The 25107-nt window shown below is 33.0% G+C and carries 23 protein-coding genes and 1 pseudogene; 10 read left to right on the top strand and 14 right to left on the bottom strand.

What is annotated here, in order from left to right:
* Positions 1 to 82: 82 nt before the first annotated feature.
* Positions 83 to 1690, bottom strand: a complete 1608-nt coding sequence (locus HMPREF3046_RS08225; protein ID WP_070718519.1) for a BCCT family transporter — start codon at positions 1688 to 1690, stop codon at positions 83 to 85.
* A gap of 220 nt (positions 1691 to 1910) precedes the next feature.
* On the opposite strand from HMPREF3046_RS08225, the gene nagA reads away from it, so the two are divergent.
* Together nagA and HMPREF3046_RS08215 are read left to right on the top strand one after the other, a co-directional pair.
* Positions 1911 to 3065, top strand: coding sequence for an N-acetylglucosamine-6-phosphate deacetylase (gene nagA / locus HMPREF3046_RS08220; RefSeq protein ID WP_070718515.1), 1155 nt, complete (start codon positions 1911 to 1913; stop codon positions 3063 to 3065).
* Positions 3066 to 3196: 131 nt separating this feature from the next.
* Positions 3197 to 3439, top strand: a complete 243-nt coding sequence (locus tag HMPREF3046_RS08215; RefSeq protein ID WP_002449323.1) for a hypothetical protein — start codon at positions 3197 to 3199, stop codon at positions 3437 to 3439.
* A gap of 52 nt (positions 3440 to 3491) precedes the next feature.
* Here the strand turns inward: HMPREF3046_RS08215 and nagB are convergent, their stop codons facing one another.
* Together nagB and HMPREF3046_RS08205 are read right to left on the bottom strand one after the other, a co-directional pair.
* Complete coding sequence (gene nagB / locus HMPREF3046_RS08210; protein WP_070718552.1) at positions 3492 to 4223, bottom strand: glucosamine-6-phosphate deaminase; 732 nt, start codon at positions 4221 to 4223, stop codon at positions 3492 to 3494.
* A 21-nt stretch (positions 4224 to 4244) separates the two neighbouring features.
* Complete coding sequence (locus HMPREF3046_RS08205; RefSeq protein ID WP_070718512.1) at positions 4245 to 4919, bottom strand: N-acetylmannosamine-6-phosphate 2-epimerase; 675 nt, start codon at positions 4917 to 4919, stop codon at positions 4245 to 4247.
* A gap of 200 nt (positions 4920 to 5119) precedes the next feature.
* Here HMPREF3046_RS08205 and HMPREF3046_RS08200 point away from each other — a divergent pair.
* A pseudogene (locus HMPREF3046_RS08200) lies at positions 5120 to 5926 on the top strand (MurR/RpiR family transcriptional regulator).
* Positions 5927 to 5967: 41 nt separating this feature from the next.
* Here the strand turns inward: HMPREF3046_RS08200 and HMPREF3046_RS08195 are convergent.
* A complete protein-coding gene (locus HMPREF3046_RS08195; protein ID WP_002454701.1) occupies positions 5968 to 6828 on the bottom strand; it encodes an ROK family protein in 861 nt (286 codons plus the stop codon).
* A gap of 229 nt (positions 6829 to 7057) precedes the next feature.
* On the opposite strand from HMPREF3046_RS08195, the gene HMPREF3046_RS08190 reads away from it, so the two are divergent.
* The 4 genes from HMPREF3046_RS08190 to HMPREF3046_RS08175 all read left to right on the top strand — a co-directional run bounded on the left by HMPREF3046_RS08190 (position 7058) and on the right by HMPREF3046_RS08175 (position 11212).
* Complete coding sequence (locus HMPREF3046_RS08190) at positions 7058 to 7939, top strand: N-acetylneuraminate lyase (protein ID WP_049434697.1); 882 nt, start codon at positions 7058 to 7060, stop codon at positions 7937 to 7939.
* A 46-nt stretch (positions 7940 to 7985) separates the two neighbouring features.
* Positions 7986 to 9518 (top strand): sodium:solute symporter family protein, encoded by a 1533-nt coding sequence (locus HMPREF3046_RS08185; protein WP_070718508.1) that lies wholly within the window; start codon positions 7986 to 7988, stop codon positions 9516 to 9518.
* Positions 9519 to 9625: 107 nt separating this feature from the next.
* Positions 9626 to 10453: a CPBP family intramembrane glutamic endopeptidase gene (locus HMPREF3046_RS08180; RefSeq protein WP_070718507.1), complete on the top strand. Its 828-nt coding sequence runs from the start codon at positions 9626 to 9628 to the stop codon at positions 10451 to 10453.
* A gap of 72 nt (positions 10454 to 10525) precedes the next feature.
* The gene (locus HMPREF3046_RS08175) at positions 10526 to 11212 is read left to right on the top strand and encodes an NDxxF motif lipoprotein (protein ID WP_070718504.1); all 687 of its coding nucleotides are present in this window, start codon (positions 10526 to 10528) and stop codon (positions 11210 to 11212) included.
* Positions 11213 to 11319: 107 nt separating this feature from the next.
* Here HMPREF3046_RS08175 and HMPREF3046_RS08170 read toward each other — a convergent pair whose 3' ends face one another.
* From HMPREF3046_RS08170 to pcp, 7 genes are all read right to left on the bottom strand, one after another.
* The gene (locus HMPREF3046_RS08170) at positions 11320 to 12123 is read right to left on the bottom strand and encodes a CPBP family intramembrane glutamic endopeptidase (RefSeq protein ID WP_070718503.1); all 804 of its coding nucleotides are present in this window, start codon (positions 12121 to 12123) and stop codon (positions 11320 to 11322) included.
* Positions 12124 to 12277: 154 nt separating this feature from the next.
* Positions 12278 to 12904 (bottom strand): ATP-binding cassette domain-containing protein, encoded by a 627-nt coding sequence (locus tag HMPREF3046_RS08165; RefSeq protein WP_070718500.1) that lies wholly within the window; start codon positions 12902 to 12904, stop codon positions 12278 to 12280.
* A complete protein-coding gene (locus HMPREF3046_RS08160) occupies positions 12891 to 13664 on the bottom strand; it encodes an ATP-binding cassette domain-containing protein (RefSeq protein ID WP_070718496.1) in 774 nt (257 codons plus the stop codon). The genes HMPREF3046_RS08165 and HMPREF3046_RS08160 overlap by 14 nt, the downstream gene beginning before the upstream one ends.
* Positions 13631 to 14398 carry an ABC transporter permease gene (locus HMPREF3046_RS08155; RefSeq protein WP_070718493.1) on the bottom strand — a complete coding sequence of 256 codons (768 nt, stop codon included), beginning with the start codon at positions 14396 to 14398 and terminating at the stop codon, positions 13631 to 13633. The genes HMPREF3046_RS08160 and HMPREF3046_RS08155 overlap by 34 nt, the downstream gene beginning before the upstream one ends.
* On the bottom strand, positions 14388 to 15347 hold the full coding sequence (locus HMPREF3046_RS08150) for an ABC transporter permease (RefSeq protein ID WP_070718490.1): 960 nt from the start codon (positions 15345 to 15347) through the stop codon (positions 14388 to 14390). Before HMPREF3046_RS08150 ends, HMPREF3046_RS08155 begins: the two co-directional genes overlap by 11 nt.
* Complete coding sequence (locus HMPREF3046_RS08145; protein WP_070718485.1) at positions 15340 to 16902, bottom strand: nickel ABC transporter substrate-binding protein; 1563 nt, start codon at positions 16900 to 16902, stop codon at positions 15340 to 15342. The genes HMPREF3046_RS08150 and HMPREF3046_RS08145 overlap by 8 nt, the downstream gene beginning before the upstream one ends.
* Before the next feature lie 159 nt (positions 16903 to 17061).
* Positions 17062 to 17700, bottom strand: a complete 639-nt coding sequence (gene pcp / locus HMPREF3046_RS08140) for a pyroglutamyl-peptidase I (protein ID WP_070718478.1) — start codon at positions 17698 to 17700, stop codon at positions 17062 to 17064.
* 179 nt (positions 17701 to 17879) lie between these two features.
* Between pcp and HMPREF3046_RS08135 the strand changes: the two genes are divergently transcribed.
* The gene (locus HMPREF3046_RS08135; RefSeq protein ID WP_002488197.1) at positions 17880 to 18653 is read left to right on the top strand and encodes an acetoin reductase; all 774 of its coding nucleotides are present in this window, start codon (positions 17880 to 17882) and stop codon (positions 18651 to 18653) included.
* Between the two features lie 85 nt (positions 18654 to 18738).
* Here HMPREF3046_RS08135 and HMPREF3046_RS08130 read toward each other — a convergent pair whose 3' ends face one another.
* The 3 genes from HMPREF3046_RS08130 to HMPREF3046_RS08120 form a co-directional block, all read right to left on the bottom strand.
* Entirely contained in the window at positions 18739 to 19716 is a 978-nt protein-coding gene (locus HMPREF3046_RS08130) for a choloylglycine hydrolase family protein (protein ID WP_070718474.1), read from the bottom strand.
* 19 nt (positions 19717 to 19735) lie between these two features.
* On the bottom strand, positions 19736 to 20926 hold the full coding sequence (locus tag HMPREF3046_RS08125) for an MFS transporter (protein WP_070718471.1): 1191 nt from the start codon (positions 20924 to 20926) through the stop codon (positions 19736 to 19738).
* A gap of 102 nt (positions 20927 to 21028) precedes the next feature.
* Positions 21029 to 21991 (bottom strand): oxygen-dependent tRNA uridine(34) hydroxylase TrhO, encoded by a 963-nt coding sequence (locus HMPREF3046_RS08120; protein ID WP_070718468.1) that lies wholly within the window; start codon positions 21989 to 21991, stop codon positions 21029 to 21031.
* 259 nt (positions 21992 to 22250) lie between these two features.
* On the opposite strand from HMPREF3046_RS08120, the gene HMPREF3046_RS08115 reads away from it, so the two are divergent.
* Positions 22251 to 23231 (top strand): SMP-30/gluconolactonase/LRE family protein, encoded by a 981-nt coding sequence (locus HMPREF3046_RS08115; RefSeq protein ID WP_070718465.1) that lies wholly within the window; start codon positions 22251 to 22253, stop codon positions 23229 to 23231.
* 179 nt (positions 23232 to 23410) lie between these two features.
* The gene (locus HMPREF3046_RS08110; RefSeq protein WP_070718463.1) at positions 23411 to 25057 is read left to right on the top strand and encodes a phospho-sugar mutase; all 1647 of its coding nucleotides are present in this window, start codon (positions 23411 to 23413) and stop codon (positions 25055 to 25057) included.
* Positions 25058 to 25107 lie beyond the last annotated feature (50 nt).

Genomic DNA, 25107 nt, shown 5'->3' with positions numbered 1-25107 from the left:
AATAGGGAGAACGTTTTTATTTTTGTTATTAGAGTTTCATACTACATAGTAATGAGTCAATTAAATACATATAATTGTATGTTTATGATTTTTCCGAATGATCATTATTTAGAGTTTTACTATTCTTTTCGCGTTTTTCGAGTGGAATAGAGTAATCTTTATCATCCTTAACATATGACATTTGGAAATGTTTTGTATGTTCTCGTCGTAACGCACGCATCATAGATATCGTCATCAATAATAGAATAATCGAAAATGGTAAGCCAGTTACAACAGAGGCTGTTTGTAGACTTGTTAATCCACCTGCAATGGTCATTGCGACTGAAATAGCCCCAATAAGTAAACCCCAAATGACTTTGTGTTTTATTTTTGGATTTTCACTGCCTCCAGTAGCCATTCCAGCAACAATATGTGTTGTTGAGTCAGCACTTGTGACAATGAATAAAAAGATTAACAAAATGGCAAGACCGCTTGTAATATCAGATAATGGAAATTTTGATAATAATTCAAATAAAGCAACCGTATAATCTTTATCTACAAGACTAGCAATTTTATCGCCACCCATAGCAATTTTGACAGCCATACCACCGAAGCCACAAATCCAAACGAATGAAATGAGTGGAGGTACTATAAGCACACACATAATAAATTCTCGAATGGTGCGACCGCGTGATACACGTGCAACGAAACCTCCAATAAATGGTGACCAAGAAATAACCCATGCCCAATAGAAGACAGTCCATTGTTGAATCCAAGCATTGTTATTTGTATACGGATCAATACGTAAACTATATTCGACAAAGTGTCTTATGTAGTCCCCGATAGCAAGTGTGTAAGATTCAAAGATAAATTTTAAATCCCCGAAGATAAGCATGAAGACAAGTAATAAAGCGCCTAATATAATATTAAGGTTACTCAGCCATTTTACGCCTCGTCCTAGACCTGTAATACCAGATCCAATGAAAATAATCATCATTAATACTGTAATCGAAATTTTAGTGATATTGTTATTTGGTACCTGGAAGACATGATTTAACCCACCACTAATTTGCATAATACCAAGTCCAATTGATGTTGCTATCCCCATTACGGTAGCAATAATTGCTAAGATATCAATGATATTTCGAAAAGGACGTTTGTAGGCTTCACCAAAGACAGGTTCCATAGCAGTAGAAATTAAACCATCCCGTTTTTTACGGAATTGAAAGTATGCGACGATAAGCCCAGCCATTGCAAAAATAGACCATTGTGAGATTCCCCAATGAAAAAAGGTATAACCCATAGCAAGTCTTGCGGATTCAGGAGATTGATCTGGCGCTTTTCCAGGAAACGGTGAGTGAAGATAATGTGTGAGTGGTTCAGCTACACCCCAAAAGACTATGCCTACACCTAAACCCGCAGAGAATAACATGCCAATCCATGACATGAAAGAAAATTCAGGTTCTTCATTATCGTCTCCTAATTTGAACCGACCATATCTAGAAGCAGCTAAAGAAATTAGAAAAATATCTAAAATAAATATAATAAGTAAGAAAAGCCAACCAAAAGTATTTGAAATAAAATCGTACATCGTTTGAGCATGTGTACCAAATGTCTTAGGAAATATACCAGCAATTGCAGTGATAATAATAATAATAGACACTGAAATGATATAAACCAGTCTGTTATTTCTTTTACGTTTGTCATTCATGAATTAATTAAGTCATCCCTTTATAAAATAGTTGTTTTGATTATACATATAATTATGAATATTTTCAAAATTCATTTTAATCGTTTATATATTATTTTAAAGAAGGTTAACATTAAATTTGAAAATTTTTTCCAAAAGAAGAAATTGCCTAATGATGACAATATGAAATGATATAATATCTTTGAAATGATAAGAAATTTTATAGAAAAGAAGGGGTATCATGGCTCAATATGTCATTACAAATGGAAGAATTTATACGGAAGCACAAGTTATTGAAAAAGGGTATCTTGTCGTAGAAAATGGCAAAATTAGTGATATTCAAAAAGGTGATTATAAAGGTCATTTAAATCAAATAGATGTAGCAGGAAAGCATGTGTTACCAGGTTTTATCGATATTCATATTCATGGTGGCTATGGAGAAGATGCAATGGATGCATCGTATAACGGCTTAAATCATTTAGCTAAACAATTATTGTCTGAAGGGACAACAACATTTTTAGCAACAACGATGACGCAATCTGATGAGAATATTGAAAAAGCATTAAAAAACATTGTCGCATGTTATGAAAATCAAACGTTAGGTGAAGCAGCTGAAATCGGTGGTGTACATTTAGAAGGACCATTTATTTCTGAACATAAAGTGGGTGCTCAAAATCCTAAATATGTACAGCGTCCCACTGTTGACAAAATTCGACATTTTCAAGAAGTAGCGAAAGGATTAATTAAAATCATTACTTTTGCGCCAGAAGTCGAAGGCGCTCATGACACGTTAAATGAATTGCGTGATGAGATTATTTTTTCAATGGGCCATACTGTCGCCACATTTGAAGAAGCAAATGAAGCAGTAGAACGAGGTGCGAAACATGTAACGCATCTTTACAACGCTGCAACACCTTTTGAGCATCGTAATCCAGGTGTATTTGGTGCCGCTTGGACCAATCAAAGTTTAAACACTGAAATTATTGGTGATGGTATTCATTCACATCCTGCTGCTGTAGATATTGCATATAAACAAAAAGGATATACTCACATGTATTTAATTACAGATGCCATGCGTGCCAAAGGTATGAAAGATGGTGAGTATGATTTAGGTGGACAAAATGTGATTGTTAAAGGGAAAGAAGCACGTTTAGAAAATGGCGCACTTGCAGGCAGTATTTTAAAAATGAATGAAGGACTGCATAATTTAATTCAATTTACGCATGATAGTTTAGACCACTTATGGCGAGTGGCAAGTTTAAATCAAGCCATTACGCTTAATATTGATAAGCAAAAAGGAAGCTTAAGCATAGGGAAAGATGCAGATATCGTAATTGTTGACGACCATATACAAGTGGATACAACAATTAAAGCAGGTGCTATTCATCATTTTTAAGACTCCCCGTATAGTGAAAAATGAATAATTTAGTATCTCTTTATCTTTTTAGGTTTATATATATGAGATTTAGTGTATATACATAGTAAATCTACATAATATATGAAGTTGAAGTAAAGGAGGGATAGATAATGCAAAATGATTTGAGATTTCCAAGTGCAAAAAATTTCTTTACTACTTTAGGATGGTTATCGGTCATTGCTTTATTAGCAGTTGTGGTGGTCAATGCGCTTTATAATAGTTCTTTTAAAAGTTGGTCAGATATCAGTGTGAAATTCACTCAAACTGATTTAATTTTCTTGATTACTTTCGCAATTATTGCGATAGTTTGTATTATTATTTCATTGCTTTTAAAATTATTTAAACATCCATAGGAAGTAAAGTTAAATATATTAAAAGGGACAGAACTCGAACGTTCTGTCCTTTTTAGTGGTTTAAATAATTAAATATGACATCATCAATAATAATATCTACATTCGGATGCGTTTGTAAAATAGAGGCAGGTAATGTTTCAGTTTTTGAACCATTCACTAAACGATCAATAGCTTCTTGTTTACGTTCTCCAAAAGCTAATAAGATGATGCGTTTTGCACGCATAATCGATTGTAATCCCATAGAAATGGCTTGTTTTGGAACATCATCAATCGTATCAAAATGAATACTATTTGCTTTAATCGTAGAATCAGTTAAATCTACAACTCGTGTTTGACTGTCAAAAGATGTACCTGGTTCGTTGAAACCGATATGACCATTTTCTCCAATACCTAATAATTGAATATCGGGTTGTCCTATAGAGGATAGACGCTGTTCATAAGCATGTGCTTCGTCTTCAAGATCAGATGCGTCTCCTCTTGGAATGTAGATGTTATGTTCATTCCATTCGTTATGATTAAATAAAAGCTCATGCATATATGTGTAGTAGCTTTGAGGGTGTGATGAATTAAGACCCACATACTCATCTAAGTTAAATGTTTTAATATCATTTAAATTCACACGATTTGCCGTTAATAATTCAGATAATCGTGGATAAATCTCTGTCATTGTATTACCTGTCGCTAATCCAAGAGTAGCTGTCGGCGTACTTTGTATTAACTTTAATAACTCAACTGCCACATAATCACTTGCGATAGATTTGTTTTTTAAATTGATCAATTTCATCATCTAAACGCCTCCATAGGTTTATGAATGATTTTTTACTGCTTTGACAAATCGTTCGGTAATTTGTTTAGGTCGTGTAATCGCACCACCAACTACTGTACAATGAACACCAAGTTCGCTCACTTTTTTATACATTTCAGGTGTGATGACATTACCCTCTGCAATGACTTTTGTGTTTACTTGATTAAGTACTTCTTTTAAAAATTCAAAGTCATTTTCATATAATATGTGACCCTTTGTATAAGATGTATACCCTCTTAGAGTGGTTCCAATATAGTCAAAACCTAATTGATCTGCATAAATAGCTTCTTCAGTCGTTGAGATATCAGCCATAATTTCAATACCAGGCGCTTTTTCTCTAATATATTTCACAAGTTCTTCAAGAGATTCTTTTGGACGTTTTTGTTTAGTAGCATCTAAAGCAATAACTTCACAACCGCTTTCAATGAGTTCATTTACCTCTTTTGAAGTTGCAGTTATAAACACACTTGAGTTAGTGTAATCTCGTTTAACAATTCCGATAACTGGTAAATTGATCTCCTTGCGAATAGCTACAATATCTTCTATAGAGTTAGTACGTATACCTACTGCACCGCCTTGATAAGCAGCTAAAGCCATTTTTGACATAATGAACGAAGAATGTAAAGGTTCTTCAGGTAAAGCTTGGCAAGAAACGATTAATCCTTGTGGTAACATATCATTCACTCCGTAACATTTATATTTATAAATAGAATATATCGAGTTTGTGGTTATTTATACAATACTGTTGAATTGATTTACTCATATCATAACATTAAGAAAATTATTATCAATTTAAAATTATAAATTGAAAAATATTTTCATTTATAATAAATTAGACATAAGTTATTTAATTGAGTAAAGAGGATGATTGTAAAATGAAATTTGAAAATAGAGTTCAGCGTTGTCGTCATTTATTAACAAAAACAGATAAACGAATTATAGAATATATACAAAAGCATCCACTTGATGATAGTTTCTCAACAATTAATTCATTGGCTTATGCAATTGAAACATCGCCAGCTACAATAACGCGTTTCAGTAACAAATTAAATTACGATAATTTTCAAGATATGAAGTTTAGTTTGCAACATGAAAAATCAGAGAAATCTGTAGAAAATGCACCATTAGTACAACTTATACATCGTTATCATCAAAATATCATTCAATAAACTGGAGAGTTTATTTCTGAGGAAAAAATTAAACGCTTAGCACATAATTTAAAAACATGTATACAGGTGAATTTCGCAGGTTTAGGGAGTTCAGGTTTAACAGCAAGTGAATTTTATTATCGTGCCATGCGTATGGGTATAAAAGGTTTAGTATCCACAGATGCTCATCAAATGAAGATTTCTGCGTCATTATTATCATCGAATGATATGTTTGTAGCAATTTCAAATAGTGGGGAAACAAGTGAGCTTATCGATGCGGCTAAAATAGCACGAAATCAAGGCGCTTATGTTGTTGTAATTACTAATTTTGAAGGAAGCACAATTACTAAAAATGCAGATTTAGTGCTGATTACGTCTGCACAGTCCAATAATAATGATACAAGATTTATTAATTCACAAATTGCAACTCACTTTTTATTAGATCTTGTGAGTTACATTCTTCTTGGAGATCCTTACATACATAAACTCTATCAACAAACACGTCAAGTTGTTCTAAACCATGGGAGCAAATAAATAAGAGGACTAGAATGCGTAGTCCTCCATGTTTATAACTACTATTGTATTGCACCGTACAAAGCTGCATTATTACCGCTTCGAGTCGTCTGAAGACGTGCTATTCCATAATGAGGCGGAAGGTAATAATGAATTTTAGGCTTAATATATTTTAATAGTGTATCTTTTTGAGAAGAGATACCTCCACCAATCAAGATAAGTTCAGGATCATAGATAATTTGTAATTGAGCGATACCTTCAGCTACTGAATGGCTCCACTCTTCTAAAATATTGATTGCTACAGTGTCATTTTCTTCAGCTAATTCAAATAATTTTGGTACGTTAGTGTCATACTTAAAGTGATGTAATAGCATTAAATCTTTTAGCGCTGAAGTTGAAGCTCTTTGTTCAAATGTTTTGTCATCGGAAGAACGATAAAGCAAATAACCAATTTCATTTGCTCGATGACGTGCACCTTGATAGATTCCAATAGATTTATTATAAAATGCACCGCCAATTCCTGTTCCTAAAGTAAGACAAAAGATGTTATTTTCTTCATAATTATGCAAAGAAAGCTCCCCAAGTAATGCTGCATCTACATCGTTGTAAACAGTTATATTTGAGGACAATTCCTTGAAAACATTTAAAAAATTTGTGCCATCAAAATTTTGAATAGTTGGTCCAGTGTAAACAATTTCTCCACGAGTTGAATCTACAACGCCAGCACTTGAGATACCAATGTGAGGATTTTTAAGCTGATATTTTTTTATAAATGCATCAATGATTAAGTATATTTCGTTCGTTATTAAAATGTGAATATTGTCTGGAGTAGCAATGGTTTTATAATCAATAATGTTTAATTCATTGTTAATTACTGCAAGTTTTATATTAGTGCCCCCGATATCAACTGCAATTTTATACATATAAAAAACCTCCTTAGTTTTCTTTATAACTACTATAAATCATTTTTAGTCCTCTAGTTTTAATTTGAAAATTATTTTCATTAAATTTAGAATTATTTGTTAATATTTTTCATATAGTATTGTATAAAAATATGATAGCGTTTACAATTCGAAATATAAATAGAATATATTGCTGTTGAATTAATAATAAAATTATAAAAAATTCAGATCATATATTGGAGGATTTCGAATGGAAGAACAATTAAAAGGATTATATGCAGCATTACTTGTCCCATTTGATGAAAATGGTCAAGTTAAAGAAGAAGGATTAAAACAAATCGCAAAGAATGCAATAGAAGTTGAACAATTAGACGGTTTATATGTAAATGGAAGTTCTGGAGAAAATTTCTTAATTAGTAAAGAACAAAAGAAACAAATCTTTAAAGTTGTAAAAGAAGCGGTTGGAAATGATGTGAAATTAATTGCTCAAGTAGGCTCACTAGATTTAAATGAGGCCATTGAACTTGGAAAGTATGCCACAAATTTAGGATATGATGCATTATCAGCAGTAACACCATTCTATTATCCGTTTTCTTTTGAAGAGATTAAGCAATATTACTTCGATATTATTGAAGCAACGCAAAATAAAATGATAATTTATGCCATTCCGGATTTGACTGGTGTAAATATTAGTATCAACCAATTTGAAGAATTGTTTAATAATGAAAAAATTGTAGGAGTAAAATATACTGCGCCAAATTTCTTCTTACTTGAAAGAATTAGAAAAGCATTTCCAGATAAGTTGATTTTGTCTGGATTTGATGAAATGTTAGTTCAAGCAGTTATTTCTGGAGTAGATGGTGCAATTGGTTCTACATATAATGTGAATGGCCGTCGTGCACGTCAAATTTATGATTTAGCTCGTGAAGGTAAAGTTGAAGAAGCTTATAAAATTCAACATGATACTAATAATATTATTGAAACAGTTTTAAGCATGGGTATTTACCCTACTTTAAAAGAAATATTAAAAACACGAGGCATAGATGGTGGAGTACCTAAACGTCCATTTTCACCATTTAATGAAGCAAATCGTAAAGAATTAAATCAATTAATTGAAACTTATAGCTTGTAATTACGACACAATTTAAACGACAGAATATAAACAAGGGGTGTTCCTTATGCAACATATAGGATTTGGGTTATGGAATTGGATAGCAGTTATCGTCTATCTTGTGGCAATGTTATTGGTAGGTGCCTATTTTACTAAACGTGCAAGCCAAGATACTGATAGTTTCTTTAAAGCAAGCGGACGTTTACCATCGTGGGCAATTGGTTTTTCTATTTATGCGACTACATTAAGTGCAATTACGTTTATGTCTACACCTGAAAAAGCTTTTTTAACTGATTGGGCCTATATAGCAGGAAATATTGCAATTGTAGCAATCATTCCAATATTAATTGCTTTTTATGTTCCATTCTTTAAAAAATTACATGTAACTTCAGCTTATGAATATTTAGAAGCACGATTTGGACCAAGTATACGTTTAATTGGATCATTATTATTTATTATTTTTCACTTAGGACGTATTGCAATCGTTATTTATTTACCAACTTTAGCAATAACTGCTGTATCTGATATTAATCCATACATTGTAGCAAGTTTAGTAGGTATTTTATGTATTTTATATACATTTCTAGGTGGATTCGAAGGAGTCGTTTGGAGTGATTTTATCCAAGGTGTCATTTTACTTGGTGGAGCACTGCTTATCATTATCATCGGTGCTTTTGAAATAAAAGGTGGATTTGGCACAATTGTACATGATGCTATTGCGAATAAAAAAATTCTTAGCGCAGATAATTGGAAACTTAACTCAGCAGCAGCGGCGATCCCAATTATTTTCCTGGGAAATATTTTTAATAATTTACATCAATATACAGCGAGCCAAGATGTAGTACAACGTTATCAAGCATCAGAATCTATGGAAGAAACCAAAAAATCATTATGGACAAATGGTGTCTTAACACTAATTTCAGCGCCTATTTTCTATGGCATGGGTACGATGATGTATTCATTTTATCAGCATCAAGAAACATTGCCTAAAGGTTTTAATACCTCATCAATTGTTCCATATTTTATTTTGACTGAAATGCCCCCATTTATTGGTGGATTACTTATTGCAGCAATATTCGCTGCAGCACAATCAACAATTTCATCAAGTTTAAATTCAATTTCAGCATGTACTTCTGAAGATATTAAACATCGCTTCTTTGGAAAAAGGGATGATAAATCAGAAGTGAAATTTGCTCGATTAATTATTGTGATAGCAGGTTTATTAAGCTATGGTATTTCGATGTATTTAATTGCAGCAGATTCTAATAATTTATGGGATTTATTCTTACTTATTACTGGATTATTTGGTGTGCCGTTAGCTGGAATATTTGCAGTTGGGATATTCACAAGACGTGCAAATACATTTGGTGTCATTGTCGGACTATTTGCAGGAGTAATTATCGCTTATTTACTTCATGGAATAGGTGGAGGAAACTCACCATTTTACGTATCAATTATTTCATTTTTAGTTGCTTTTATTTTAGGTTATATCGTAAGCTTGCTTGTACCATCTAAAAATGTAAAAGATATTACTGGTTTAACGATTTACGACAAAAATAAAGCTTCTACATATATATCTAAAATAACAAAAAGAAAATGATTTTTAATATTAAGAGAGTAGGAAAATGAATTCATTGTCAATTCAATCTTACTCTTTTTTCTATGCTATGATAAATTTATATACATCACTTATATTGGAGAATAACAATGAAAATAATAAAAATTGTTGGTATGTTTCTTTTAGCGATAATCATTATGGTTATTTCTCAAACAATCGCGCTATTATTTGATACAATTATACCATTTTATGGAATCGGAACGATTTTATCGAGTATCACTTATATTTTACTTACATTTCTCGTCGTAAGATGGATAATTACTCATGTATTTAAAGAGGGTCTATCTTCATATCGAATGACAAAACCTGTATTTCATCCGATTTATTTGATTTTAGGGATTGCATTACCGTGCGTAGTATATGCGATTTATTTTATTTTTATACCGGGAGATTTTAAGGTACATCATTTTAACTCAATCAGTAAGACGATACACGACTTGAGTTACATTATTTTTATGCAAGCTGCAGCTGGTGCTATTGTCGAGGAAATGGTGTGTCGAGGTCTTTTAATGGGCTATATTGAAAAGAAAACAAACATTCGAATAGCAATCATCGTTACTTCACTGTTCTTTGGTGTCATTCATTTATTGAATGGTGCTCTAAATGTGACAAGTTTCTTCTTATTGTTAGTTAGTGGCACTTTAGTTGGTATGATGTTTGGTATAGCAACGTATCGATTTAACACCATTTGGGCGAGTATCACCTTGCATTTCTTTTGGAATGTCTTTCAAATCGTTTATATCACTACAAAAGAAACTGACTATAACGTCTTTCAATATGTTTTACGTTTTAAAAATATGGTGCTTACAGGAGGACAGTTTGGTTTTGAAACATCTATCGTCTCTACGATAGGCTATATCGTTGTGATTATTGTTCTGTTAATGTGCCGTACGCCATATAAAGGTAGCAACTTATAACGCATTCAAAAGTAGTTGTAATTGTTCTATACTTAAAGTAAAGATAAATAAACGTCGTTAAGGAGAAAAGTTATGAAAAAGATAGTGATAGTGACACTTATTCTCATATTATCTATTGGCTTAGTGGGATGTCATCGATTGTCTAAAGAGGATAGTGACCCTTCGGACAATGCGAAAACACAAGAAGAACATTCAACAGAAGAAAATAAGAGTTCTGATGATCAAGATATCAGTCTAGAACCAGATACAAAAATACCGGATCATGTTTTTGAAAAAACGTCAGTACGACATGTACAGACTTCTGAAAAAACGATTAAAAAAGATATTAAAACGTATAGTAACATTGATAAAAAAATCAATGATACGATGAATACATATAAAATGAAATTATATTCCAATCAAAAATTATCCAATACAGAAGTAAATAAATTAAAAAAACTTGTTCAATTAGAGAATGAGAATGATACAAATTTTGCACAATACATTCAAAATAATCAGATGCCAAATAATGATTATGTGATCTATACTGATAAAATAAGTCGTTATATTTCAACAGCCAATCGCATAGAGCAAAAAAGTTTAGAAATCTCGTTAAAATCGGATGATGATACATCTATTTTTAATGATATTGAGCAAGTGAATAAAGATCAAGACATTGTAAATGATCAAGAAAAACAAGATATTGCAAATTTCTTGGAAGATAAAAATATTAAAACTGAAACATTTAATGAGGATTCAAATCATATTGATATAGAATAATCGAATGAATTAAAAAAGGAGTGAGCCGACGAATTCAAAATGAATTCCGTTCCACTCCTCTTTTTTTGGCGAGATAGTTGTCGACTTAATTTAACTAGTATACTTTTTTAGCTAAACATTGCGATAAAGTAACTCACAATAATCACAATACCCGTCACGCCATTATGAATCATATGAACCATCATACTATCTCTGACGTTATGACGACGATGATAAGCGAGATAAAAAATCATCGCCATCGTGATATACATTAAAACGGCTACCCAATTTGAAATACCATGTTGAGAAGCGAAAATAAGTGAGGATAAAATAAATGGTAACCAAAAACTGCTACGTTTAAATAGTGTCTCTTTAAAGATACCTCGATAAATTAATTCTTCTAAATAGGGAGCTACAAACGTAAGGGTGAGTGCAAATACAATGACAGGAAACGCTTGTCCAAGTTGATCGGGAGAAGGTTTCGCGCCTTGAAAGTTACCAAGTAATGCCTTATCATTTTCTGTCTGTGCTTGACCTGTTATTGCCATCATTAGAAAACTCATTCCAATGACAATAACGCGAAGTAATAGTGCCCATCCGATATTAATCATAATATCTTTGCGTTTAAACGGTTTAATTGGCTCATATGTATGCCGTTGATAATAACGTCTAACCAGCCAAATAACGACAGCGGCTAACATCATAAATAATAGTGTTGCTAGTGTTCCACTTGTAATATCCATTTTTGCAGAAAAATTAGTAATAAATAAAATAAGAACAATAGGAATCTGAGCAAGTAACATCCATCCTATAAAAATAAGAACATTTAAGAAGCGGTTCCCTTTAGGATAATGTTCATTATCTTTTTGATAATGAGAGTCAAGATTTGAATCTGAATGCATACGTGTTTCTGTAATACCTTGTTGAGTCATGGTTGTATCACCTCTAATGTTTTTATTTGAACTACGTATACTGCAACTTGAACATAACATACTCTGATTTCAACCTACAACTTACTTTATAAAATATTTGAACTATTTATGAAAAGAGTGAGACAAAACTCGTTGTCCCACTCTTTATTTTGAATTAACCAATATTTAAATGTTTACCAGGTAAAGCTTTCAATAAATATGAATCATGTGTAATGATAATTAACTGTAAATGTTGAAATTCTCTTAACATTTGTAAGATGATATCTTCGTTCACCATATCTAAATTTGTTGTTGCTTCATCTAAAATCAAGACATCTGGTTCTACAAGCAAAGCTTTTGCTATCCATAGCCTTTGGAATTGGCCACCACTTAAAGTACTCACTTTTTTACCAAGTAATTGTGATTCTAACTTACATTGCGACATGACTTCTTTTATTCTGTCCTCATGTATAGCCTTAGGATAATGAAAATGAATTAAAGGTTGTTTTAATATCCAATGAACTGTTTTATTTGGATCAAGTGTACTCGAATGATATTGAGGCACATATTGGATATGTTTCATCCATTTGTGTTGTGAAGTATGGTCAAGTTCTAAATCGTTATATATGAGTGTACCTTGATAATTTGAATCTAATCCTGCAATAATTTGAGCCAAAGTAGACTTTCCGCTTCCACTTACGCCACTTATCAATAAATGATCGTGTGTCTCTAATGTATAATTAAAATTTTTAAATATCTGTTTATTAGAAAAAGCTTTATTTAACTGTTTAATCTGTAACATATTGATATCTCCTATTAGCTAGTTCAATCAATTGCTTCGTGTAAGCATGCTGAGGATCACGTAAAATATCAGAAGCACGCCCTGTTTCTACAATGTTTCCGTTTAGCATGACACTAATATGTGTTGCATAGTTTAAGACTAAGTTTAAATCATGAGTTACAAATAGCACTGTCATATCATGTTCTGTCACTACATGATGCAGTAGAGCCATTAAACTATGACGATTGTGTTGATCTAGCGCACTAGTCGATTCATCTGCAATTAAAAACTGTGCTTCTCTTACAATAGCCATGACAAGTGCAACTCGTTGTGCCATACCACCACTCAATTCAAAAGGATACTGATAATAAATGGATTCAGGTTGGTCCAATCCGAGATGTTTAAATTGACGTAATACAAATGCTTTTTGTTGATCACGTGTTAATGAAGATGACATAGAGTCAAACAATGCATCAAAGTGTCGCTTGATACGAACATTTTGGAAAAAATTGCGATTCGCATCTTGGAACATTGCATCCGTTTGCGTTAAATCGAGATGAATCTCACCACGATAGGTTAAATCATCTTCTTTCATATTCAGTACAGTACGTGTAAGTAAAGATTTACCACTCCCACTTTCTCCAATTAAACAATGAAAGCTTCCTTTTTCAATCTTTAAATGTATCTGTTTAAGTAATGGTTCATGTTTGTGATAAACAGATACATCATTGATATAAAGGACTGTATCTAATGTAGGTGACGACGATTGAGTATTTGACATATGAGTGCGAACCCTCCTAATAAGACACCTGGAAAGATAAATAACCAGGGCGCAGAATAGAAATAACTTTTACCGTCATGTAAAATGGCGCCTAATTCAGGAATAGGGGGTTTTACTCCTAAACCAATAAAGGCGAGACCGGAAATACTTAACATTAACTTACCAAAATCTGCAGTAACAAGTGCCATAATGTCGCTGATGAGATGTGGCACAATGTGATGTATTGTAACTTGGGACTTCGACATCCCACTAAGTGGCGCAAATTTAACGAACGGTTGTGTCATCGTGTCACGTGCTAAATTTCTGAAATACCGCAAATAGCGACCGAGCCAGCCGATGATGAGTGCAAGACATAATCCTACTACAGAATTGTTAACAAAACCAAGGACGACAAGCGCGATAATGATAGCTGGTAAAGCGATTAACATATCTGCAAGTGCCATAATGATAGAATCTAACCATTTACCTACTATAGCTGAAATAAGACCAATGATCAGTCCAAGCACGATTGTCCCTATCATAATGAATGCAGTAAGACCAAGTGTAATCAAGCTACCTACAAATAGTCGTGTTAGAAAATCTCTACCCAAATCATCCGTACCAAGTAAATGATGTAAACTTGGGGGACGTAATGCTTGAGATTGATGAATTTGATTTGCTTTATCATATAGGACATAAGCGAGTACAGTTAAAATGATTATTGCAATAGGCCATATGAAATGTTTAATCTTCATACGTTACTCGCCCTCCTAACGTTTTCGACATATTCAAACGAGGGTCACTTTTTTCTAGTAAAATATCACCCAGGAAATTCAATATCATAATGATTGTAATCATCATCATTAGAATACCTAGAATGAGTGGATAATCCCGAAGATTAATACTAATAATAAGCAATTTTCCTAACCCTGAAATACTAAAAATGACTTCTAAAATAATGACTCGACTGAATAAACGAATAAAATTATTAATTGTAATCGTAAGTAATGGCGCTAAGATGTCTTTAACTTGTACGTAAATACGATCTTTTAATTTAAATTGACGTAACATGGCGAGTTGATACGCTTCATTACGAAGTGTACGTTCAAATAGGTGGCTGCTAAGTAAAATCATATGACTTCCTTCCACTAAAACTAAAATAGCGATAGGTAGAATAAAGTATTCAAAGCTATAGCTTCCTACAAAAGGGAGAAGATGCCATTTCACACCGAAATAGTAAATAAAAATAATGGCTAACCAATATTCTGGTAGTGATGTCACCACTTGAGACGCACGTAATATGAATATAGACCACTTTTTCTTAGGATAATTCCCACAGAGATAGCCAATAATATAGCCAAGTGGAAATAAGATGATGGCTGAGATAAAAATAAGTTTCAAGGTAGGAGCAACGGCTTTAGCAATACGGTCAGTGACAGGCTCGCCGTTACTAAAGCTCGTGCCTAAATCGCCTGTAAATGCATGGCCTAACCATTGTAAATAACGAATAGGCAATGCTTGGCTTAATCCAAGTTTATCTTGAGCCATCTTAATTCGTTCATCTGTGATTTGTGCCACACCATGTTCATGTAGATATTGAATCGCTGGATTTCCAGTTGTATGTTCAAGTAGCACAAATAAGATAAACGAAATAATAATGAAATATAATATAAGTTTAAGGAAATGTTTAATCATACTAATCATGATGAGATACCTTCAATTTATCGTAATTAATGGGTGCATCCGTTTGTCCTGAGAATTCGAATTGCTTAATTTTAGGACTTGTAACAAACACTTCGTTTGGATAAGCAATTGGCACTTCAAGATACTGTTGATTGATGCGATGTGAGATGTGATTAAATGCACGTTGTTGATCATCCTTATTGGTAATGGTTGAGAAGCGGTTAAGCATTGTTGTTAGCTGAACATCGTTTGCGAACATACCAGGCTTATCTCCGTCTTGCTTAAAGCGTGCATTTAAAAAGTTATATGGCATGAGCGCATTCGTATAAGAACGATAGAAAATAAGATCATAATCTTTTCGGATAGTGAGTGTTTCATAATACGTTTGGGCATCTAAAACGTTAATATCCAAATGAATACCTACGGTTTTCAAATCTTGTTGCATAATTTCTGCTTTTGTTTTCCATTCAGGAAATTCATCAGTTTGTAGCGCTAATTTTAAAGAAAGGTCTCGTCCATTTTTTTCAAAGTAGCCCCGATCATTTTTTTTATAGCCTAAGTGTTCTAATAAGCGTGTCGCTTGAGTAGGATTATATGAATGGGTGTGTTGATTTGTATCATTCACGAATTCTACGCCGTCTTGGAATAATCCTTTAAGTTTCTTATTTGATGATAAGTGATCAGTATTAATCGCTTTACTGATCGCTTCGCGCATCTTTTTATTTTGAAGTAATGAGACCTCTGGATTAAAGGCCATGAACTGTGTTTCTGTACTTGGATATTGTTTTACCTTTAAATCTTGATTACGGTATGATTCCTTGATTTGTTGAGGAGTCAAATGTCCTAGTGAACCTCCTGTAATATCAATAGAATGACTTTCCATTGCAAGATGTCTCGAATCGCTATCTTCAATTGTTTGAAAAATTAAATTGTAATCCAATGGATGATGGTTGTGATAATAAGGATTCGGTTTAAAAGTCACAGTCTCATTTGTTGAATCTGCTACTTTGAATGGTCCTGTACCAATCGCTTTTTCAAATTTTCCAGTGGTTTTACCATCTTTTACCGCATGTGGACTCATGATACGTAGCGGACGTATTTGTGATAATTCATTTAATACTTGATTTGATGGCGTTTTCAAATGAATATCTACAGTATAGTTATCTTTAATAGTAACCGACTTCAGTTTATCTAATGTTTCCATAGGATTTGTCTTATCTGTCGCTTTCGCACGTTCAATTGAAAATTTGACTGCTTTCGCATCAAAGTTTGAACCATCATTAAATTTAATATGGTGTTTTAAGTGGAATGTATAATCTTTTCCGTTATTAGAGACTTTCCAAGATTTAGCCAAACCAGGCTCAATCTTTCCATTTTCTCCATATGTAACAAGAGGTTGATATATTGCACTGTAGACAGGCATCGGAACATCAAACGCTTGTGCATCTAACTGGCTCGGGTTAAATTCTCGTGCAAGAGATACTTTCACTTCTTTGTGTTGATGCTGATCATGTGTACATCCAGTTAATAGGAGAGACGCACACATCACGAATGACAAAAGCAGATGCTTTCTCAAATTTAAAACCTCTTTCAATTTATATTTGTCACTTATTAATAATACACGGTAATTTTTATTTTCAAAATAAACAAGTCTACAAATTATATGTTTTGTAGACAAAAAGAATCATTTTAATTATAGAATTTGTATCTTACATATCACTAATTATCTTATTTTCTAATGTGTTTCTCCTAAAGCTACTTTAACATCCGGGTGGTCTGAAATCGCATGGATTGCTGCTGTAATTCCTTTTGTAATCGTATCTAAAGACAGCGAAGGTGTATTAGGTTTATCTATGACTTGTTCTGGAATAAAGGGAACATGGATAAAGCCAAATAGTAAGTTAGGATAAAACTTATCTGCAAGGTAGCCTAATTGATAAAGGACATGATTGCAGACAAATGTGCCTGCGGTATTCGATAAACTTGCTGGAACACCCGCTTTTTTAATCGCTTCGGTCATTGCTTTTATAGGAAGATTTGAAAAATAGGCTGGCGCGCCATCTGGATGAATGGCAACATCAATGGGTTGATTTCCTTTATTATCCGCAATACGTGCATCATCAATATTAATGCCTACACGTTCAGGTGTAATATTAAAACGTCCACCCGCTTGTCCAACAGATATGACTGCATCATAATGATCTTGTTCTAATGCTTGTTGAATCACATCTTTTGATTCATGGAAAACAGTGGGAATTTCTAGTTTTGTAATCGTATGTTCACCAATAGTCTCATCTAATTGTTTTACAGCCTCTAATGCCGGGTTTACGTTTTCTCCACCAAATGCATCAAATGCAGTTACTAAAATATTCATAAGACATCTCCTTTAATTTTTTACAGTTTAATAAGTAAGGTATAAACACTTATTTACATCATTAAACAAATAATGATATAAGACAACGTAAAAGATATATGAACAGTTTGTGAATTATTTAAAATTAAGAATAAAATTAAACTAGAGGGGTAAAATAATTATGTAAAAGGAGTGGTATTATGACAAAAACAGCAGTCATTACAGGTTCAGCAGCAGGATTAGGAAAAGGAATTGCTCAACGTTTAGCCAATGATGGATTTAATATTGTGATTCAAGATATTAATCAAAAAGCTCTAGAAAAAACAGAACAAGAATTTAAAGAGAATGGATATAACGTGGTAGCATTTCATAGTGATGTTTCTAAGAAAAAAGAGCAAGAAGAATTGGTTCAATTTGCAGTGGCAGAATTTGGTCAAATTGATGTATTTGTAAATAATGCTGGTGTAGATGCGGTATCACCTATTTTAGATATTACAGAAGATGAATTGGATAAATTATTCCATATAAATGTATATGGAACGTTATTTGGAATTCAAGCGGCAGCAAAACAGTTTATTAAGCAAAATAGTAAAGGTAAAATCATTAACGCATGCAGTATTGCAGGACATGAATCTTATGAGGTATTAGGTACATACTGTGCTACTAAACATTCAGTACGTTCTCTCACTCAAACTGCAGCGAAAGAATTAGCTGAAAAAGGTATTACGGTGAATGCTTATTGTCCTGGAGTTGCTAAAACTGAAATGTGGGATCGTATTGATGCTGAAATGGTTAAATTAGATAGTAATCTAAAACCTGGTGAAGCATTTGAACAGTTCTCATCAGCAATTAAACTCGGGCGTTATCAAGAACCAAAAGATGTGGCTTCTTTAGTGTCATTCTTAGCATCATCAGATTCAGATTATATTACTGGACAAGCCATTTTAACTGATGGTGGACTAGTTTATAGATAAAATAAAGAATGATAAAAGTGAAAAAATAATAAGCCTCTCTTACAATTTGATGTAAGAGAGGTACTTTATTAGATTTAAAAATATGTTAGTCATTCACTTTTTCAGTATACAACCCTCTATTCTTTCTTGAAAAGACTATCAAATCGTCACTATGTATTAAGTCATTGGTGAGTTGCAATTCTATAATGGTATTCGAGTCATAATATTTAATATAGAGTGTTTTTGTCGTTAAATTAAAAACAGTTTGATATAACGTATAATAAAATCCATTGTCTGAAGGGCGAACAGCGCCTTTTGGTATACTCACATGGTCTAAAATTCTAAATGCATCTAAGATAGGATGAACATCGCTATCTGGTAATAAGTGATGAACAAGATAAGCTGCTCGAACAAAACGTTCGCCAGATGTATAACCTCCAGGTAAACCGAATGTGCCATTCATATTCCCTAAGTTCAATTGTTTTGAAAATGTATTGTCAATGTTATATGGTGTCACATGCATAAAGTGTTTCAAATTTTCATAATGCCAATTTAAATTTGGGTTATTTGTGAGCACGCCAATTGGATTATCTATCACGACGATGCGACCATCAACAAATGTCACTTCCACAGTTCTGCCTGTCGCATCAGATAAATGATAATGTAATGGAGGAACTTCGTTAATATCACTATATGAATAGGCTACAACGTTAATTTGTTTCGCATTTTCAATAAGTTCTTCAATATTTCTGTTATAGCCAAGCGCCCAGACAAGCACTTCTGTTTGAGAAATATTGATATAGCCGTCACGAATGTCTGTCGCATATGACGCATATCCACGATCGTATTGATTGGACATGGCAAGTCCATGTTCATTGACGCCATCTCCAAAAACAAACCCCTCCATATCAGAACCAGCACCTGCAAAGGCATATAATGTTTCTCCTTTATAGTCGACATGCGATTTAAAGGAGTATCCTCGAGGTTGAACTGCAGGAAAGCCGTTCAAAGGATAATCGTAATCCATCGTTCTTCCAAAAATAACATCTCCATTATTGGCTTGAAATGTAATGCCTGTACACATATCGTCGTCTCCTCGTATATTAATTTTTAATCGCTGTTTTAAAAAATAAACCTAAAACAAATGTTAACACATAAGCAACGCCACTAATTACATAGGCCCATATTACTCCTTGATTATCTACAATAAGTGAAATACCTAAAGTACCAAGTGAGAAAAATACACTGCTTAATAAATTATTCAGTATATAGGTGGATGTTAGGACTTCTTTTGGTACTTCACGTTGTACAACTGAGTTTAAAGAAATATAGCGTGAATCTTCGAACATTCCCATTAATAATGACATGAGTAAAGCAAGTAACACAGATTGATGTAGGATAAAGCTGACATTAATCAAAGCTAATATGAGCGGAATGTAAATAATAACAGGGTAACTTATTTTTGTGAAAAATTGATCTTTATCATTCATCCATAATCCAGCAATAATCGTCCCACTAAAGAAGGCAGCATTGATGAGTCCAAACCAAAAATCATCGACATGTAAAAAGGTTCTCGTATATGTAAGAATAATGGCAGCAACCCAAATAGATATTGCGACAGATTCGAAAATTGTAGATAGATTTAGATATAAACTCAGTTTATTGGAATAGTTATGACGTAATACAGTTTTAAAGCTATTTAATATATTTTCTTTTTCACTATTATAAATATGTCGTTCTGAAAGTTGAATAACAAAGAAATAAGATAGAATTTCTAGTACAAGCGCAAATAAAAATAAATATTTAGCGCCAATCAGACTCATCAGAAATCCACCTAATGCCCATGTCGACAATTGAACCATACTACTCATCATATTCATTAAGGCGTTCGCTGACGTTAAGTATTCTTTCTTTTCAATAAAAGGAATCATCGTATTCTTAATTGGATTAGTAAATCCATCAAATAGAGCATTTATAAATAGTAGAATAAAAATAAATATTGGAGATTGTTCGAATATAAGTAGATTTGCGATGATGGATAGACTCACAAGTTTAAGTCCTTGGAAAATCCATAATACTTGTTTTTGAGTAAAATACTGATAAATATAATTTGAAATAAAGCTACTAACAAAGAGACCGGAAGTAAAAATAATTGGAATCATAGAAGCGGCAGTCGTTTTTGAGGTCATACTATACACTACCGAAATTAAGCCGACAACGGTTAACACGTCTCCAGTATTTGCGAATAGCTGACTATAAAAAAGATGGAAGTAATCTTTACTGTGCTTCTTCATAACAATCACCTTAGGTAAGTTTCAATTTAAGTTATTATAGCACAGTGGGTATGTAAAAGTACCCTTTAAAAGTAGGTTGATACTTATAAAGGGTACATGTCATTATGCGTGAATATGTTCAGGGACATCTTTAAAGTTTTCTAAACGACGATTCCATTCCTCATCACTAATATGGTGTTTTGCAACGTAGCGATTACGTTCATGTTTGGCACAGTCATATGAACATGCGCCAAGATATTTTGCTTCATTTTCTTCGGATACTAAAATTTGTTTATTACATTCTGGATTTGCACAGTTAATATAACGTTCGCATGGGGTGCCATCAAAGTGTTCTTTACCAATCACTGTTTTATCTACATGGTTCACATCGACACTAATGCGTTCATCGAAGACATACATTTTGCCATCCCAATACTCACCTTTTGTTTCTGGGTCTTTACCATACGTAGCAATACCGCCATGTAATTGTCCTACATTTTCAAAGCCTTCTTTTACAAGCCAGCCTGAGAATTTTTCACAACGGATACCACCCGTACAATACGTCACAATGTTTTTACCATCTAATTTTTCTTTATTGTCACGAATCCAATCTGGTAGATCTCTGAAGCGTGTAATATCTGGACGAATGGCACCGCGGAAATGACCTAAGTCAAATTCATAATCATTACGTGCATCTAAAATAACAGTATCGTCATCTTCTAATGCAGCTTTAAACTCACTAGGTGAGTAATATTTACCAGTTGTCACACGTGGATCTACATCATCTTCTAAACCTAAAGCAACAATTTCTTTTCTAGAACGTACGTGCATTTTTTTGAATGCATGGTCCTCAGCTTCATCAATTTTGAATGTTATATCTTTAAAACGTTCATCTGCATGCATATGTTCAATATATTTATCAGTATCTTCTTTTGTACCTGATAATGTACCGTTGATACCTTCTGTAGATACTAAGATTCTACCTTTTAAGTTATGTTCTTTACAAAATGCTAAATGTTCAGTAGCAAATGTGTCAGGGTCATCAATTGTTGTATATTTATAATATAATAACACTCTATAATCCATTTTCTGATTCTCCTCTAAAAGTTAATTTATCTGTATGTTAAACGTATCTAAATTGTTATTTATATAAAAATCGACATTATAATATTTTATCAAAATTATAACTTCTTTCAATATTTGCGCTCATAAATCAGTCAATTGACCTATACAAGGATAATCATTTTACTTATTGAAAACGATTACATATAGTAAGATTAAGTTTAGAATGTTTCAAGCGTATAATAAAATATGTAAAAGAATGGAATAAGGAGGCTGATTTAATATGTCAAATAATAAATTACCTAAATTAACGTATAGTGGTAAGTCTAAAAGTGCGGTTCCTATTGTTTCTGAAAGTAAATTACAAACAGTTACAGCTGAACCATGGTTAAAAATTTCAGATGAAGGACTTCAACTTGAAGGACTTATTTTTGATAAAGCACATAACTTATTTTTATGTGAAGTATTTGGTGGAAAGATTTTTAAAGTTAATCTGCCAAGTAAAGATATTTCTGTAGCGTTTCAATCAAAAAAACAAAATCCAGCCGCAGTAAAAATTCATAAAGATGGACGACTGTTTACATGTTACTTAGGTGACTTTGAATCTACAGGTGGTATTTTCGCAACAGATGAACATGGAGAATACTTTGAAGACATTATTTCAGACATCAATACAGATTATTGTATTGATGATATGGTATTTGATAGTAAAGGTGGTTTTTATTTCACCGACTTTAGAGGGTATTCAACGAATCCTAAAGGTGGCGTCTACTACGTTTCTCCTGATTTTAAAACGGTGACACCCGTGATACAAAATATTTCTGTTGCTAATGGTATCGCACTTAGTACTGATGAAAAAGTACTGTGGATAACTGAAACAACGACGAATCGACTTCACCGTATTCAATTAGAAGATGATGGTGTGACTATTGCACCGTTTGGAGCAACCATACCGTATTATTTCACTGGTCATGAAGGACCTGATTCTGTTTGTATTGATAGTGATGACAACTTATATGTTGCAATGTATGGACAAGGCCGAGTTCTTGTCTTTAATAAAAGAGGGTATCCTATTGGTCAAATCTTGATGCCAGGTCGTGATGAAGGGAAAATGTTGCGTTCTACGCATCCGCAATTTATTCCAGGTACAAATCAATTGTTAATATGTACCAATGATATTGAGAATAATTCAGAAGGTGGATCAATGATTTATACAGTAGAAGGTTTCGCTAAAGGACATGAAAGCTATCAATTTCAATCGTAAATAGCTATAAATTACAATTAAAAACATCCTTACTTATCGTAGTGAGGGTGTTTTTGCATTGTATTATTGAAGATAGAATTTTAATTAAAAAAAAGATAAGTATCATGTGAAACATAAATAGATATCGATTATACTAAAGAAAAGAATATGACATACATCATGTATGAGAGGAGTATTGGATGAAAGACAATTGGATAACACACAAAGCAGATAGTCTCGTAGGATCATTCTATGACCGACAATCATCTCAATTTCAACAAGAAGGGTTTGAAACGATACTTTCCTTTGGAACAGCAGGTATTCGTGGTCAATTTGGTTTAGGTCCAGGACGTTTAAATCGATATACCATTCAACGTCTAGCTTTAGGAATTGCATATTATTTACAAGATAATATGGCACAACCTTCCATTGTCATTCATTATGACATTCGTCATTTATCAGCAGAATTTGCAGACATTATCGCGCATATTTTAGCGTCTCATCATATTAAAGTATATGTATCGGATACATATCAAACGACTCCGCAGTTATCTTATGCAGTGAGGTTTCTTCAAACATCTGCAGGCATTATGATTACAGCTAGTCACAATCCTAAAGATTATAATGGCATTAAAGTATATGGTGCTGATGGAGCACAGCTCGACGATGTCGCCTCACTTGAAGTGGCTAAGTATATTGAACAATTAGATGATCCACTTCATTTAGACATTGAATTAAATGAGACGTTAATTAAAGAAAATATTTTACCTTTACCAAAAGATATTAATCAGTACTATTTTGCGGAAATTAACCAATTGATTGGTGACATACCTCCATCAAACTTAAATGTGGTGTATACGAGTTTACATGGTACAGGAACACCTATTATTCCGAAGGTGCTAAGCCATCTTCACTTTAATAAGATTGAACTTGTTGACTCACAATGTAAAATTGATCCTGATTTTAGTTCTGTAAAAAGCGCCAATCCAGAAGAACATGAAGCGTTTGATTTAGCTATCAAACAAGCCCAATACTCTAAAGCGGATTTAATCATTGCGACAGACCCTGATGTGGATCGAATGGGATTCGTTGAACGAGATCATGATGGTCATATTCACTATTTTAATGGCAGTGAGATTGGTGCGTTAATGATTAAATATTTAGTCGATCATACGACGCTTCCTAAACATCCAATCATGATTCAATCCATTGTAAGTGGTGAACTAGGGAAACGTTTCGCAAAGCAACATGGGGTTACTGTGAAGGAAGTCTTAATTGGTTTTAAATTTATTGCCAAGGCGATTCGTGAATTACGTGAGGATGAAACATTTATTTTCGCTTATGAAGAAAGTTATGGTTACCTTGCAGGTGAATTTGTAAGAGATAAAGATGCGATTCAAGTTGTTCCGTTAGTCATTAAATATGCGTCTATTTTAAAAAATGAAGGTAAAACATTACACGATGCCTTAACGGATATATATGAGGAAGTAGGATATTATCGCGATCAACCTACATCTAAAATATTTGAAGGAAAAAAGGGGCAACAAGAAATTGCAACGTTAATGGAACACCTTCGTCAACACATTCCAGATACGTTGGGCGGATTAAAAGTGATCGCAGTTGAAGACTATCAAAGTCAAAAGAGAATCAATAAACGGAATGATAAAGTTGAAGTGATATCTCTGCCAAAGTCAAATGTGATTCGGTTAATTTTTGATAAGGGATTTGTCGCATTACGTCCCTCAGGAACAGAGCCTAAACTCAAATTCTATTTATCACTTAACGTTGACGATTTTGAACAAGTATCGCATGATATCTATCAATATATATTTAATGATAATAAATAAAAATAGAAAAATAAGTGTAAAAGAATAACACCTTATATCGAGTCTTTATA

The sequence above is a fragment of the Staphylococcus sp. HMSC070D05 genome (assembly GCF_001815595.1).
In the GTDB taxonomy this organism is placed as follows: domain Bacteria; phylum Bacillota; class Bacilli; order Staphylococcales; family Staphylococcaceae; genus Staphylococcus; species Staphylococcus hominis.
This window is presented reverse-complemented; position numbering and strand designations above follow the sequence as displayed.